This window comes from Brevundimonas sp. Bb-A (genome assembly GCF_009394735.1).
Taxonomy (GTDB): domain Bacteria; phylum Pseudomonadota; class Alphaproteobacteria; order Caulobacterales; family Caulobacteraceae; genus Brevundimonas; species Brevundimonas aurantiaca.
The window spans coordinates 535454-551112 of sequence record NZ_CP045456.1 but is presented as its reverse complement, the minus strand read 5'-3'; the positions used below and the strand labels follow the sequence as shown (position 1 = coordinate 551112).

At 68.8% G+C, this 15659-nt stretch carries 8 protein-coding genes and 1 riboswitch; of the genes, 4 read left to right on the top strand and 4 right to left on the bottom strand.

The window, feature by feature from the left end; all coding sequences use genetic code 11:
• Positions 1-41: 41 nt before the first annotated feature.
• The gene (locus BSP_RS02730; protein ID WP_152949213.1) at positions 42-962 is read left to right on the top strand and encodes an aldo/keto reductase; all 921 of its coding nucleotides are present in this window, start codon (positions 42-44) and stop codon (positions 960-962) included.
• On the opposite strand, the gene BSP_RS02725 is transcribed toward BSP_RS02730, so the two are convergent.
• The gene (locus BSP_RS02725; protein WP_152949212.1) at positions 946-2769 is read right to left on the bottom strand and encodes a TonB-dependent siderophore receptor; all 1824 of its coding nucleotides are present in this window, start codon (positions 2767-2769) and stop codon (positions 946-948) included. The two genes, BSP_RS02730 and BSP_RS02725, sit on opposite strands and share 17 nt — an antisense overlap.
• A gap of 144 nt (positions 2770-2913) precedes the next feature.
• Positions 2914-3122: riboswitch (cobalamin riboswitch) on the bottom strand.
• 50 nt (positions 3123-3172) lie between these two features.
• On the opposite strand from BSP_RS02725, the gene mutS reads away from it, so the two are divergent.
• Both mutS and BSP_RS02715 read left to right on the top strand, forming a co-directional pair.
• Complete coding sequence (gene mutS / locus BSP_RS02720; protein WP_152949211.1) at positions 3173-5857, top strand: DNA mismatch repair protein MutS; 2685 nt, start codon at positions 3173-3175, stop codon at positions 5855-5857.
• 86 nt (positions 5858-5943) lie between these two features.
• The gene (locus tag BSP_RS02715) at positions 5944-7770 is read left to right on the top strand and encodes a methyl-accepting chemotaxis protein (protein WP_152949210.1); all 1827 of its coding nucleotides are present in this window, start codon (positions 5944-5946) and stop codon (positions 7768-7770) included.
• 88 nt (positions 7771-7858) lie between these two features.
• On the opposite strand, the gene lpdA is transcribed toward BSP_RS02715, so the two are convergent.
• The 3 genes from lpdA to BSP_RS02700 all read right to left on the bottom strand — a co-directional run bounded on the left by lpdA (position 7859) and on the right by BSP_RS02700 (position 14311).
• Positions 7859-9265 carry a dihydrolipoyl dehydrogenase gene (gene lpdA, locus BSP_RS02710; RefSeq protein ID WP_054764351.1) on the bottom strand — a complete coding sequence of 469 codons (1407 nt, stop codon included), beginning with the start codon at positions 9263-9265 and terminating at the stop codon, positions 7859-7861.
• Positions 9266-9377: 112 nt separating this feature from the next.
• Positions 9378-11258, bottom strand: coding sequence for an ATP-binding protein (locus tag BSP_RS02705; protein WP_152949209.1), 1881 nt, complete (start codon positions 11256-11258; stop codon positions 9378-9380).
• Positions 11259-11461: 203 nt separating this feature from the next.
• Complete coding sequence (locus tag BSP_RS02700; protein ID WP_054764350.1) at positions 11462-14311, bottom strand: TonB-dependent receptor; 2850 nt, start codon at positions 14309-14311, stop codon at positions 11462-11464.
• 237 nt (positions 14312-14548) lie between these two features.
• Between BSP_RS02700 and BSP_RS02695 the strand changes: the two genes are divergently transcribed.
• On the top strand, positions 14549-15652 hold the full coding sequence (locus tag BSP_RS02695; protein ID WP_152949208.1) for a phytase: 1104 nt from the start codon (positions 14549-14551) through the stop codon (positions 15650-15652).
• The last annotated feature ends 7 nt before the right edge of the window (positions 15653-15659 follow it).

The window sequence follows — 15659 nt, the reverse complement described above, 5'->3', positions numbered from 1 at the left end:
TTGATCAACCTCCCTTAAGCTTTGGGGGGCATGATCGGGGGGTGACGCAGTCCCCACCCTCTCCCTCGGCGCCATCGCCGGTCGATCGCCTGGCCCTGGCCGTGGTGACCGAGCCCGAGCGCGCCGCCAAGCCCCTCATGGCCGCCCCGTCGGGCGCCCGCGAGGACGCGATGCGTTTCCTGTTGCAGACGGGAGCGGACGCGGGGGTCAAGGTGATCGCGACCAAGCCGACCGGCGACGGCGAACGGCTGTTGGGCCAGGCCTGGCCCTTCCCCTCCCCCTTCCGCGTCACGGTTCGCACCGTCGGCCTGGGCGAAGGACTGGATCGGGTTGAGGCGCGGGCGCGCCGCTCCTTGGAACGTCTGGGCCTGCCGCGGGGCGAGGCCCTGCTGGTCAACAATCCCGCCGACCTGGCCGGCGCCGAGGGGCGGGCCCTTTGGGACCGGCTGCAGGCCTTGAAGGCCCGCGGCCTGTTTCGCAGCATCGGCTTTTGCGCCACGGTCGAAGATGGGCCGGTCCTGCTGGCGCGACGCCTGGAGGCCGATGTGGTTCAGGTCGCCTGCAATCTTCTGGATCAGCGCGCGGCGGCCGAGGGAATTCTGGATGAGATCAAGGCCCTGGGGGCCCAGGTCCACCTGTCTTCGGTCTTCGCCGGCGGCCTGTTGTTCGCCCCCGGCGACGATCTTCCGGCCCATTTGACCGGCTATGATCAGGCCCTGTCGCGCATCCGACGGCGCCTGGCGGAACGGCGCTGCGATCCGATGCAGGCCGCCCTGGCCTACGCCTTTTCTCTGGAGGCGGTGGACCGGGTGGTGGCCAGCGTGGCCTCCGCCGCCGAGCTGCGCGCCATATTGGCGGCCGCCCATGCGCCCGGTCCCGACCTGGACTGGTCGGAACTGGCGCTGGAGGCGCCGGCGGCCTTCGCCGCCGACGCCCGCAGCCTGATCAGTAGCGCAGCCTGACCCCGACATAGGCCGACCGGCCGGGCTCTCCATAGCCGAACACCTGCTGATAGTGTTCGTCGCCCAGGTTCTCGATCCGCGCCGTCAGGGCGACCTTGTCCGTCAAGGCGTAGGCCGCGTTCAGATTGGCCGTGACGAAACCCTTGCGGACCACGGTCGAGAAGCCGCCGGAATCGTCCTGCTCGCCTTCCGCCCGCACGGTCAGGGCGCCCGACAGTCGATCCCCCGTCCAGCCCAGGGTCGCCGAACCGGCGTGTTCGGGCACGCGGAGCAGCCGGGCGCCCGTGGTGCGGTCCGCAGCGTCGGTCCAGGCGTAGGCCAAGGTCAGGTCGAAACCGGCGCCGAGGCGCGCGCGGCCTTCCAGCTCGAGCCCGTCCGACCGCGTCTTGGCGACGTTGACGTAGCGGCCGGCGGAATAGGTGATCTGGTCCTCGACGTTCAGCCGATACAGGGTCGCGCGTCCCTCGAATCGACCGTCGGCGGAGGCCCAGCCCAGGGCGATCTCGACGCTGTCGGCCGTCTCCGGCTTCAGCGCGGGCCACGGCTGGGGCGCGAAACAATAGTCGCACACCGCCTGGCTGACGGTCGGCGCCTTGAAGCCCGTGCCATAGGCGCCCGACAGAATGAAGCCGCCGGCCAGATCATAGGCCGCCGAAATCCGCCCCGTGGTCTTGGAGCCGAAGTCGTCCGTGTCGTCATAGCGCAAACCGCCGGTCAGGTTCAGGGCGCCCAGGTCCGCTTGCGCCATGCCGAACGCCGAGGTGATCGCCAGGTCGCGCGACAGGCCCGAGTACAGGTTGGCTGACGCCTCGTTGCGCTCGATCCCGAAAGCGTAGTCGACGCCTCGGGTTTCGCCGTCCGCCTGCCAGCGATAGGCTTGGCGGTCGCCGTTGAAGGTCAAGGGCGTGCCGTCGCTGTAGGAGGTGCGCTCCAGCTCCGAGGCCGAAATGCTGAACTGATGCGTCAGACCCAGAGCCTGGGCCGTCACCCGACCGAAGCCCGACCACTGTTCGCTGTCCTGGGCGTCGCCGGTGTCGGCCAGCACATAGTCGGGCGCCGGGAAGCCGTCGATGTCGGCGTGGCTGTCGTTCCAGCGCACGGCGCCGTCGATCTTGACGGCGTCGGACAGGACATAGCGGCCCTTGGCGCCCAGGGTCGTGCTGCGAAAGCCGTCGGTCTCGGGATTGCCGTCCGCCTTGTCCGCCGCGGAAATCCCGTCGGTCTGGAAGCGCGAGACATAGGCGCTGAAGGCGTAGGTCTCATTGGCGACGCCGGCCGACAGACGACCGCGCGCCGTGTCGAAGCTGCCGGCCTCGGCCTCGGCGCGAACGCCATCGATTTCGCGCGTGGTGAAGGAAATCACCCCGCCGATGGCGTCCGATCCCCACAGGGACGACTGCGGACCACTGAGCACCTCGATCCGGTCGATGTCGGCCAGTTCGAAGCTGGAGAAGTCATAGGCGCCGTTCGGTTCGGCCGCATCATTGATCGGCGCCCCGTCCACCAGCACCAGGGTCTTGCCCGGCGTCGCGCCGCGCATGCGGACCTGGGCGATCCCGCCGAAGGCCCCCGTTCGCGTCACCGACAGGCCAGGCACGTCGGACAGGATGTCGGCGGCGAAGACGGCGCCGCGTTGCTCGATGATCCTAGAATCGATGACCCGGGCGCCGGGCGTCTCGGCGACGATGGCGGGCAGGCGGGTGGCGGTGACCACGACCTCGTCCAGCTGGGTCGCCTCATCGGCGAAAGCGGGTGCGGCGATGACGGCGGCCATGGCCGCCGTCGATGAAAGAATGGAGCGCTTCATTGTGAGCGATGTCCCCGTATCGGCCCGGCGAATGCGCGCGCAGGGTCGTGACCAGCGAGCCGATCCGCCCGGCCGCGAGGCCGGGACGACGCAAGATCGGGTCGCTTCCACGGAGAAACCGCGCCTCTGTCTGGTCCCGGACAGGAGCGAGCGACGTCGGCGGCCAGGTCTCCTGGCTTGCGGGTCATAAACCGCCGTCCTCGCCTTCCCAGTCACCCAGTGGCGCCGAGGTCTAGACCCCGGACGGACGACGCTCTCGCCGCCTACAGTTGCGGGCACAGCCACGGTGTCTCACCGTGTTCCCTTAACCGCCTGATCCGGCCTATCGCAGGGGCGACAAGCCTGTGCAAGAGCCGGTCAACGGGCTTGAGCGCCAGGACGCGATCCGTCACCCTGTCGCAACATGAACGCCCCTGTCTCTCACCCGCCTGACATCGCCGCCTCTCTGGAGGGCGCCACGCCCTTCATGGCCCAGTATCTGACGGCCAAGGCCGGACAGCCGGACGCCATCCTGTTCTTCCGCATGGGCGACTTCTACGAGCTGTTCTTCAAGGACGCCGAGGTGGCGGCGGCGGCGCTCGGCATCACCCTGACCAGGCGGGGCAAGCACCAGGGCGAGGACATCCCCATGGCCGGGGTGCCGGTCCACGCCATGGAGGGCTATCTGGCCCGGCTGATCCGCCTGGGTCACAAGGTGGCCATCTGCGAACAGCTGGAAGACCCGGCCGAGGCCAAGAAGCGCGGCGGCAAGGCCGTGGTCCAGCGCGGCGTGGTGCGGGTGGTGACGCCCGGCACCCTGACCGAGGACAGTCTGCTGGATGCGCGCGGCGCCAACCGGCTGGCCGCCGCAGCGGTGCGCAAGGGTCGGGCGGCCGTGGCGGTGGTCGAACTGTCTTCCGGCGCGGTGGACAGCGTCGCCTGTGCGCTGGAGGATCTCGGGGCGACGCTGGCCGCCTTCCGCCCGTCCGAGGTTCTGGTCACTGACCGGATCTATTCCGACCCGACGACGCGGGACGCCCTGGACGGGTCCGGCGGCGTGGTTCAGGCCCTGGCCTCGGCCATCGCCGAGCCCCAGGCGGCGCGGACGCGGGTCGAGCGGCTGTACGGGGTTGCGGCCCTGGACGGATTCGGCGCCTTCGAGGAGGCCGAGGTCTCGGCGCTCGGCCTGATCGCCGCCTATCTGGAGACGACCCAGGCCGGCAAGGTTCCGGCCCTGGCCCCGCCCCGCCGTCTGGGCGAGAGCGGGTTTCTGGCCATCGACCCGGCGACCCGCGCCAGTCTGGAGATCGACCGAACGCAGAGGGGCGAACGTGAAGGCTCGCTCTTGGCCTGTATCGACCGCACCGTCACCTCGGGCGGGGCCCGGGCCCTGGCGGAACGGATCGCCCGACCGCTGCGCGACCCCCTGGCGATCAATGAACAGCTGGACGCCGTCGAATGGCTGCTGGAGCGGCGCGATCTGCGGCGCGACCTCCGCGACGGTCTGAAGGCGTCGGCCGATGTGGCGCGGGCGGTCGGACGGCTGGCCTTGGGGCGCGGCGGTCCGCGCGACCTGGCGGCGGTGCGCGTGGGCCTGTCCGTCGCCGAGGGGATCGCGGGCCTGTTCATCGGTCAGGTGGACCCGCTTACCGGCCGGCCGCGCCGCATCGCCCTGGCCCTGGACCGACTGAACCTGTCGCCCGAGGTGTCGCGGCTGAAGGCCGATCTGATCGACGGCCTGGTGGACGAGCCGTCGCATCTGGCCCGCGACGGCGGCTTCGTGCGCCCCGACTATCGCCCCGAACTGGACGCCGCCCGCACCCTGCGCGACGACAGCCGCCGGGTGGTGGCCGATCTGGAGGCGCGGGCGGTCGCCGAGTCCGGCGTGCCCTTCAAGGTCAAGCACAACGCCGTCCTGGGCTATTTCCTGGAGACCTCGGCCAAGGCGGCGGAGGGTCTGTTGCGGGCCGGGCCGGACAGTCCCTTCATCCACCGTCAGACCCTGGCCAGCCAGGTACGGTTCACCACGGTCGAACTGTCGGAGCTGGACGCCCGGATCAGCCAGGCCGGTCACCGCGCCCTGGCCATCGAGGCCGAGACCTTCGAGGGCTGGCGGCGCGAAGTCGCCCGCCTGGCCCAGCCGCTGCAGGCGGTCGCGGAGGCTCTGGCCGAGCTGGACGCCCATGCGGCCCTGGCGGAATGGGCCCAGGAGGCCGGGGCGACTCGGCCGGTGGTGGACGACAGTCTGGTCTTCTCGGTCGAGGCCGGGCGGCATCCGGTGGTCGAGGCGGCGGTCAAGGCGGCCGGCGATCCCTATACGCCCAACAACGCCCGCCTGGACGGGTCTGGATCGGACTGCGCCCGCCTGGCTATCGTCACCGGGCCGAACATGGCCGGTAAGTCGACCTTCCTGCGCCAGAACGCCCTTCTGGTGATCCTGGCCCAGGCCGGGGCCTTCGTACCGGCGCGCGCCATGCGTCTGGGCGTGGTCGACCGGCTGTTCAGCCGCGTCGGCGCCGGCGACGACCTGGCGCGGGGCCGGTCCACCTTCATGATGGAGATGGTCGAGACCGCCGCCATCCTGACCCAGGCCACGCCGCGCAGCTTCGTGGTTCTGGACGAGATCGGCCGCGGCACGGCCACCTATGACGGCCTGGCCATCGCCTGGGCCACGGCCGAGGCCCTGCACGACGTCAATCGCGCCCGCACCCTGTTCGCCACCCACTATCATGAGCTGGCCCAGTTGGAGACGCGGCTGGACCACGTCTGCAACCTGTCCATGACGGCCAAGGAATGGAACGGCGACCTGGTCTTTCTGCACGAGGCGGCGCCGGGCGCGGCGGACCGGTCCTACGGCGTTCAGGTGGCCAAGCTGGCCGGGGCGCCGGCCGCGGTGGTGGCGCGGGCCAAGGCGGTGCTGGAGCGGCTGGAAGGGGAGAAGGCCGCTGCGGCCCGCCTGGACGACCTGCCGCTGTTCGCCGTGGCCGAGCCGGAGCCGGCGCGCGCGCCCTCCAGGCTGGAGGCGGCCTTGCAGGCGGTGGACCCCGACGCCCTGACGCCGCGCGAGGCTCTGGAGACCCTCTACAGGTTGAAGAGCCTGGCTGACTGACAAGGTCGGCCCTTGCCAGGGATAGAAATCTAGACCCTGTTCGGTAACAGTCGTGGTCCGCCAGACCGAATCGCTGAGGATCGGCCATGAAGCCCAGCGCGCTTTCCCTTTCCGGCAAGACGGCCTTGATGGTCATTACGGCCCTGGGCGTCCTGACCCTGGTGCTGACGGCCGTCGCTGCGGTCCTGCTGACCCGCGACGCTGAGGCCCAGGCCGCCGAGCGTCAGGAGGCCAATATGCGGGTCGCCTGGGACGTGCTGGCCGATTACGGCGACGGCTTCACCGCGCGCGACGGCAGGCTGTATGTCGGATCGACGCCGATGAACGACTTCGTCGAGCCGGTGGACCGGATCAAGACCCTGGTCGGGGGTACGGCCACCGTCTTTCTGAACGATCTGCGCGTGACCACCAATGTGGTCAAGGACGACGGCTCGCGCGCCGTCGGCACTCGGTTGAAGCCCGGCCCCGTCTATGATGCGGTGCTGAAGGCGGGCGAGCCCTATCGAGGCCAGGCCGACATTCTGGGCAAGCCTTATTTCGTCGCCTACGACCCGATCAAGACCAGGGCCGGCCAGACCATCGGCGTGCTGTATGTCGGCATCCCCAAGGCGGACTTCATGGCCTCGGTGAACCAGGTGATGATCGCCCTGTTCGTGTGCGGCTTGGCCGCCGCCCTGCTGGGGGTCGGGCTGTGTCTGATCGTTTCCCGCCGGATGTTTTCGCCTCTCAAGGCTCTGTGCGAGCGGATGGAAGCCCTGCGCCAGGGCCGAACCGACTTCGACACGCCCTGGGCCATGCGTGAAGACGACATCGGCCAGATGGCCCGCGCCGTCGCCGCCTTCCGCGACGCTGCGGTGCGCCAGAAGGCCGCGGAAGCCGAGACCGAGGCCATGCGTGAGGCCGCCCGCGCGACGCAAGAGGCGGGAGAAGCGGAACGGGACCGTCTAGCTGAGGAAGACGCCCTGGTGGCGGAGGCGCTCGGGCAAGGTCTGGCGGCCCTGGCGCGCGGAGATCTGAGCCATCGGATCACCGCAGACTTCGCCGAGCGCAGCCGCAAGCTGAAGGACGACTATAACGCCGCCGTGGACACGCTGGCGGCGACCATGGCCGACATCGTAGACCTGGTTGAGGCGATGCGGGCGGGAACATCGGAGGTGACGACCGCGACCGACGACCTGTCGCGCCGCACCGAAAGACAGGCCGCCGCCCTGGAACAGACCGCCGCCGCTCTGGACCAGATCACGGTCACGGTGCGCAAGACTGCGCAAGGCGCCCGGTCCGCCGCCGACATCACCGCCGAGGCCCGGAGCGGCGCCGCGACGCGAGAGCAGATCATCGCCGAGACCACAACCGCCATGGGCGAGATCGAGGCGACCTCGGGTCGGATCGGGGAAATCATCGGGGTGATCGACGAAATCGCCTTCCAGACCAATCTCCTGGCCCTGAACGCCGGGGTCGAGGCGGCGCGGGCGGGCGAGGCCGGTCGCGGTTTCGCGGTGGTGGCCTCAGAGGTTCGCGCCCTGGCCCAGAGGTCGGCGGGGGCCGCGCGCGAGATCAAGGGTCTGATCGCCGCCTCCAGCGCCAGCGTCGGCGAGGGCGCTCGACTGGTGTCCCAGACCGGTGCGGCCCTGACCGCCTTGATCGGCCAGGTGGCCGAAATCAACCAGCTGGCCGGCGAGATCGCCGCCTCGGCCAAGGCGCAGGCCGAGGGGCTGGCCGAGGTCAATACGGCCGTCAACCAGATGGACCAGACCACCCAGCAGAACGCCGCCATGGTCCAACAGACCACCGCCGCCAACCAGGCGCTCAGCCAGGAGGCGGAACGGCTGGCCGAACTGGTGTCGCGCTTCCGTCTGGGCGACGGGGCGCCATACGGCGACGCTCAGGACGAACGGACGGTCTGGGCCGCCTGAGCGGGATCGAACAGGCGCAAATGAAAGGCCCGCCCGAATCCTCCGGGCGGGCCTTGTCACATCGACTGACAGGTCGACGGGGGCCGGATCAGGCCTGCATCATCCAGCCTTCGACGTCCATGGCCGCCTGACGGACGGCTTCCGAACGGGTGGGGTGGGCGTGGCAGGTGCGGGCGATGTCTTCCGAGGCGCCGCCGAAGCTCATGGTGACGGCGGCTTCGTGGATCATTTCGCCGGCCTGGGGGCCCATGATGTGGACGCCCAGAACCTTGTCGGTGGCGGCGTCGGCCAGAACCTTAACGAAGCCGTCGGTCTCGTGGTTGATCTTGGCGCGGCTGTTGGCGGTGAAGGGGAATTTGCCCTTCTTGTAGGCGACGCCTGCGGCCTTCAGCTGATCCTCGGTCTGACCGACCCAGGCGACTTCGGGGAAGGTGTAGACCACGCTGGGCACCAGGGCGTAGTCGACGTGGCCGTATTTGCCGGCGATGGTGTCGATCACGGCGACGGCGTCTTCCTCCGCCTTGTGCGCCAGCATCGGGCCATGGGTCACGTCGCCGATCACCCAGACGCCGTCGGCGACCTTGAAGTGATCATGGTCGATGAAGCCGCGCTTGTCCGGCGTGACGCCGATGGTCTCCAGACCCAGGCCGTCCGTATAGGGCCGGCGGCCGATGGCGACCAGGACGACGTCGCCCTTCAGGGTTTCGGCGGCGCCGCCGGCCGAGGGCTCGACCGTCAGCTCGACCCCGTCCTTGCCCGACTTGGCGGCCGTGACCTTGGCGCCCAGTTTGAACGCCATGCCCTGTTTGGTCAGGGTGCGCTGGAAGGCGGTGGCGACCTCGGTGTCCATGCCGGGGGTGATGCGGTCCAGGAACTCGACCACCGTCACCTCGGCGCCCAGGCGGCGCCAGACCGAACCCAGCTCCAGGCCGATGATGCCGGCGCCGACCACAATCAGCTTCTTGGGCACGGCCGGCAGGGACAGGGCGCCGGTGGAATCGATCACCTTGCCCGCTTCAAAGGCGACGCCCGGCAGCGGAGTGGGCTCCGAGCCGGTGGCGATCACGATGTTCTTGGCCTCCACCGTCTGGACCGAGCCGTCGGCGGCGGTCACCTCGACCTTGCCCTTTCCGACGATCTTGCCCTTGCCCTTGATCCAGTCGGCCTTGTTCTTCTTGAACAGGAACTCGATCCCCTTGGTCAGGGCGGTGACGCTGTCGTCCTTGGACTTGTGCATCTGGCCCAGGTTCAGCTTGGGCTGGACCTCGATGCCGATCTTGGCGAACTCGCTGTTGGCGGCGTCGAACATTTCCGAGGCGTGGAGCAGGGCCTTGGACGGCATGCAGCCGACGTTCAGGCAGGTGCCCCCCAGGGTGGCGCGCATCTCGACGCAGGCGACCTTCAGGCCCAGCTGGCCGGCGCGGATGGCGGCGTTATAGCCGCCGGGCCCCCCGCCGATGATGACGACGTCGTAGGGAGCGGGGGCTTCGGCCATGATATCCTCTGGTCTTCTGGCGCGCGGGAAAAGCGCGCGGACACTAGCGCCGACCCCGCACGGGTCAACCGCCGCGCATCATATGGGGCGCGGAATCGACCTTTGCAGGGGCTCAGACGACCGGCTCTGCCTTGGTCTGCTCCTGCGGCGACGGCTCGGGCGGGGCGTCGGCGGCGCCTTCAGGCGTCAAATCCAGCGGCAGGGTGATGGCCACCTCAGCCCCCTCGCCCGGGGCGCTCTCCACGGTCAGGGCGCCGGACGCCTGTCGGGCGAAGGCGAAGGCCTGAGACAGACCCAGCCCCGCCGCGTCGCTTCGGGTGGTGAAAAAGGGTTCGGGCGCGCGACGCAGAGTGTCCGAATCCATGCCGGGGCCGGAGTCGCGCACGCTGAGCCGCAGGTCGCCGGCCGAGGCGATCGCCAGACGAACGGCGACCGATCCGGCGCCGTTCGAGGCCTCGACCGCATTGCGGGTCAGGGCGATGACCGCCGCCTCGAATGCGACGGGATCGACCCGCGCCGGCGCGGGCTGGTTCGGGGTCTCGATCATCAGATCGACGCCCGGTCCGGCGATCTGGCGCAGCCGGCCCTCCAGCCCCGCCAACAGGACGCCCAGGTCCAGGCGGCGCAGCAGGGTGCGGTCCTCGTCCTGGGAGAAGGCGCTCAGCCGGCGGGTCATCTGTTCGCCGCGTCGCCCCGCCGTCAGGGCCGCCTGGCCCAGCCGGCGGACGCGGTCAGGATCGTCGGAGTGGCGCAACAGCATGTCCAGGGCGGAGGTCATGACGTTCAGCAGGGCGGCGAAATCCTGCGTCACCCCGCCCGCCAAACGGCCGACATTGGCCATGCGGCGTTCGGCCTCCAAGGCCTCACGCAGATCGCGCTCCGCCTTTTCCGCCTGGGCCAGCGCCTTTTCATGGGCGAGCGCCTGGGCCTCCTGACGGCGGGAGAATTCGGCCTGGGCGGCGGTAAGGGCGGCGGCGACCGCGTCGGAGGCGGCCGCATCGTCGTTTGCCTCGGCGAGGGCGGGCGCAGCCGGGGCCGTATCCTGGGCCTCGGACACGGGCGAGCCGGCCAGAAGGATGGCATCCGCAGCGTCCGCCTCGTCGGTCAGAGGCAGGAGGGTCCAGCGGATCGCCGCGCCCTCGGCGTCGATCGTCTCTATCGGAGGGATATCCTCGCTCGGAGCGGTCAGAACGGCTCTGAGGGTCTGGCGAGCCTCGACCCGGCGGTCGGGCGGCAGGAACAGGTCGGCGAAATCGGCCCCGGCCACGCCCTCGCTGCGGCCCAGCATGACCAGGGCGGCGCGGTTGGCCTGGCGGATCGCGCCGTCGGGCCCGACCACCACCAGGGCGCTGGAGGCGGCGTCGAAGACGCGGTCGGACAGGCTCGGTCCCGCCGGGCGCGCGGAGGGCGCGGCCGGGGGCGCCGGCGGAGGCGTCATCGGTTCGATCGCCGGGGTGGTCAGGACGTCCGTCTCGACAATGGCGGCGATCGAGCCCGTGATCTGGCCGTGCTCGTTCTCGATCGGCATGGCCGTCACCGAAACCAGCATCTTCTTGCGGGTCGCCGCATTGACCATCAGGTGCTGAAAGCCGCGCACCGTCTGGCCCCGCAGGGCCCGTGCGCTGGGAAGGAGGTCGGGCGGCACGGTCTTGCCGTCCGGAAAGGTGATGCCCCAGGTGGCGGAATGGAATCGCAGCCCCAGGAGTTCGGCGTCGCGACGGCCCAGCAACTGATGTGCAGCGCGGTTGGCGAAGACGAACTTGCCCGTCTGGTCCGTCTCGACCATGGCGACGGGCACGGCGTTCAGGGTTTCGAACAGGCGACGATCCGAGGATTCCGCCACCTTCTGAACGATGTCCAGCTGATCCGTCGCGCTGGCGTGGCGCACCCGGTTGGCGATGGCGAACCAGATGGCGATGACCGCCGCGACATTGCCGAAGCCCGCCAGGAGTCCAAGCACCAGGGTCCAGTTGACCTCGCCTTCGAGGAACATCAGTCGATCCGTTTCAATTTGGGGCTCACATCCCCCGCATCGGCGTCCCCGTGCAAAAGGCGAACCGGTGAAGCGGAGACTTAGCGGGTTAACCACACGACATCGCGACGGGCGTCGTCAAGCCGTTCCAACCCTCTCAGCCCCAACGAAAAAGGGGCCGGACGTCGCCGCCCGGCCCCTTCTATTCGCGGCTCGGCTGAGCCTTACAGTTTGAAGCGAACGCCGAAGAAGACGTTGTAGCCGAACTTCTCGTACTCGTAGGTCCTTTCCTTGACCCCGTAGTAGCGGACGCCCGCCGAGTCGGTGAGGTTCTTGGCCTCGCCGAACACTTCGACGCCGTTGCCGAAGTCGTAGCTGGTGGTGAAGTCCAGCTGACCGCGACCTTCGACATACAGATCCTTGCCCGGATTGGTCGCGTCGATCGCCTCCAGGAAGTCCCCGCGGTGGGTGTAGGAGATCCGCGCGCTGAACCCGTACCGCTCATAGAAGAGAGCGGCGTTGTAGGTTTCGTCCGACTGACCCGGCAGGGCGAAGGTGTCACGGCCGGCGAAGGCGCGGCTGGTTTTGATTTCCGCATCCGTCAGGGTGTAGTTGGCGAAGACGCCGAAGCCGGACGCCCAGCTCGGCAGGAAGTCGAACGTCTGCTGCCAGTTGAACTCGACGCCGGCGATGTGGCCGTCGCGAGCGTTGCGGGCCTCGGTCACCTGGGCGACCGTGCTGGTCGGGGTGACGTAGGGCACATTGTCCGTCACCAGGGTGAAGCGGTAGTTGGACAGGTCCTTGTAGAAGGCGTTGGCCGAGATCACGCCCAGAGGACGCAGATAGTATTCCAGACCCAGATCGACGTTGTTCGACAGGGTCGGCTTCAGATCGGGATTGCCCCGCGTCACGGTCGTGCGGCCGCTGTCGGTCGTTTCCAGAACGCGCGGGACGATGTCCGTATAGTCCGGACGCGAGATGGCGCGGGTCAGGGCGAACCGTCCGATCAGCTGATCGCTGAAGCTGTGGCGCAGCGTCAGATTGGGGAAGAAGTCCGTCTGATCGCGATCGACCGTGACCGGGGTCTGGGCGCCCGACAGGGCGACGCTGGTCGCCGACCCTTCGAAGTCCGTCTTCTCGACGCGCAGACCCACGAGGACATCGGTCGCGCCGAGGTCGAACCTGGCCTGAGCGTAGCCCGCCAGGATGTCTTCCTTGGCGGTGTAGTCGGCGGTGATCGACTGGGGAATGCGGCGCACGCCAGCGGCCGAATCCGGGTTGGTCGAGCCAGCCCGAACCCGGTCGAAATAGTCCGTCACCAAACCGGCGTCGAATTTGAAGCCGAGGTTATAGTCGTAGTTCTGCGACGGACGATCGCTGAGCAGCGAAGCCAGGGTACCCGGATTTGCGGCGGCGGAGCGGTCGCGGAAACGCTCCTCATCGGCCGTCACTTCGCGTGCGCTGTACTTGGCGCCGAACTTGAGCTCGACTTCTCGTCCGCCGATGATCGTGGGCAGTTCGAAGTTGGTCTTGAAGGCGACGTCGTCCTGTTCGGTCGAGTTGGACCGGAAGGTGTTTTCGCGGAATTTATAGTTGTTGGAGTTCAGGTAGAAGCCGGTCGGGTCGGTGAAGACCGAATAGGTCGGCTGATAGTGGTCGGCCGTGTTGTAAAACATCGTCGGCACCGGGTCCGAGCGATAGACCAGTTCGTCACGGTGCGGATAGGTCTGCTCGCTGTCGGCGAACGACAGGACGGCGTCCCAGACCGCCCCGTTGCCGAACGTCCGCTGGCCGCCCAACTGCACGGTGGAGATGTCGTTCTCTTGCGTGCGGTGACGCAGTTGCTTGTAGATGCGGGCGTTGTTGAAGGTGGCGCTGGTGTCGGTCGATCCCGGTTGCAGCGTGCCGTCGCTGTAGGTGAAGTTCAGCGTGTTGCGGAACTCGTCGTCGCGGAACTGGGCGTAGGAGCCCTTCAGCCAGACGCGGGTCGCCTCGCTGGGACGCCATTCCAGGGCGCCCGTCACCGCCTTGCGGGTGCGCTCGGTCTCGTAGTCCTTGAACAGGGTGTTCTCGAGACCCCAGATCTGGCCGCCGCCCTGCGCGGGGTTGCGGTTGATCAGCACCCATCCGTTCTCGACGTTGTCGGGACGGCGGTTGGTTTCGGAATAGCTCAACGACACCAGGGCGCCGAAGGTTTGGTTCGGGCCGAAGACGTTGGAAGCCGTCAGGCCGCCGCGATAGTCCTCGCCGCCGTAATCATTGTAGCTGCCGCCCGCGTAACCGCTGAGCGCCAGGCGGCGCTTGTCGAAGGGCGAGCGCGTCTTGATGTCCACGGCGCCGGCGATGGAATCCGCGTCCTGGCTGGGGCGCAGGGTCTTGGAGACCTCGACGGTCGAGACGATGTCCGACGGCAGGGTGTCGAGATCGACCGCGCGGGTCGACGGCGACACGGCGGGGACGGCCACCCCGTCCACCGAGATGGCGGTGAAGCTGGACGGCGCGCCGCGGACATTGATGTAGCGGCCTTCGCCCTGGTCGCGCTGGATGGCGATGCCTTGGACGCGCTGCAGGGACTCGGCGACGTTGGGGTCGGGGTAGCGGCCGATGGCGTCGGCCGACAGGACGTTGATGGTGCCGTCGGCGTTCTTCTGCTGGTTCAGCGAACGGGCCACGCCGTCGGTGATGACGCCGGTGACGATCACGTCGCTGACCGTGGCGGCCTCGGCCGCGCCAAGGGCGATGGCGACTTCGGTTCCACCTTGAACCACATTGACGGTCTGGCTGGCCGAGGGCTGGCCGATGTAGCGCACGTCCAGAACCGCCGTACCGGTCGGCAGAACCAGGTCGAACTCGCCCTGGGTGTTGGTCACGGCGCGTTGGCCGGTAGCGCGAACGACCACCTCCGCACCCGGGAGGGCGTCGCCGGCGGCGTTGGTGACCCGTCCGTGAACCACTTCGCCGGCGACGGCGACCGAGGCGGCCAGGGCGGAGCTCTCATAGGCGTGAGCCGGCAGGGCGGCGGTCACAGCGGCGAGCGACGCGAGCGAGGCGCCCGCGAGGAGATGGAATTTCATGACGATGTCCCCAATGCCGGGTTCAATCCCGACGAATACAGCCGCGCTTAGCGCCGAGCGGCGAAAGGATCGCGACGGTTCAGCGACGCTTGCGGATCGGTTCGGCGTCGCTGGTGTGACAAATCGTCAGTAAGCTGGCGAATCATCGTTCTGTCGTCTCGAAAACGTCACTCATTCGCCGTTGACGCCGTGCGGCGTCTTGCGGATCAGGCGCTTCTCATTCCTTAGGGGGATATCATGAAGGTCAATCAAGGCGCCGTTTGGTCCGGGATCTCGATCTCCGCACTCCTGCTCGCGGCTTGCGCGACCCATGAGGTGGATTTCCAGGGCGAAGGCGAAGGCTTCGTGGGGCCGGGGGCGGAGGTTCAGGCGGTGCTGGAGACCCCCTCGGTCGGCACGGCGGGCCAGGACGCCGCCGACGACCCGGCCGTCTGGGCGTCGTCAACCCCGGTGACGGTCGGGGGCCAGACCACGCTCGGTTTCGTCGCCGGCACGGACAAGAAGTCGGGTCTTTACATCTACGGCCTCGACGGGCGGATCCTGCAATTCCTGCCGGAGGGCCTGCTGAACAACGTCGATCTGGTCGATGGTCTGACCGTCGAGGGCCGTCCGCAGATCGTCCTGGGCGCCAGCGACCGCACGCCGGGCAAGACGGGGGTGTCTCTGTATCTGTTCGACCCGGCGGGAACCGGCGACAACCGCGTGCGGCCCTGGGGCGCCATCGCTACGGACGTGGTCGAACCCTATGGTTTCTGCTTCGCGCGTCGGGGCGATGAGGTCCATGCGATCCTGGTCGGGCATGAGGGCGAGCTGCGCCAGTTCATCCTGAGCGTGGACGCCGCCGGCCGTCCGGCGTCGCGCGAGGTGCGCCGGGCCGAGATCGGTTCGATCTCCGAAGGCTGCGCCGCCGACGAGGCGACCGACGCCCTCTATATTAACGAAGAGAACGTCGGCCTGTGGCGCTATGGCCTCAATCCGGCGACGGGCGCCGCACGCACGCTGGTCCAGCCGATCGCCAAGGACCGCCTTGTCGCCGACGCCGAAGGGCTGACGACCCTGGCCGATGGCGACAAACGCTATCTGATCGCCTCCAGCCAGGGCGATTCGACCTTCCCCGTCTGGCGCATCGACGGCGCGGCGCCCGAATACAAGGGCCGGTTCAAGGTCGTGGACGGGGCGGTGGACGGGATCACCGGCACCGACGGCCTGGCCGCCGCCGGCGGCGCAGTCGGCCCCTTCCCCGAAGGCGTGGTGGTGATCCAGGACGATGTGAACGACGTCGGGACCCAGAATTTCAAATATGTGGACTGGCGCGACATCCGCCGCGCCCTGGGGCTCTAGGACCCGC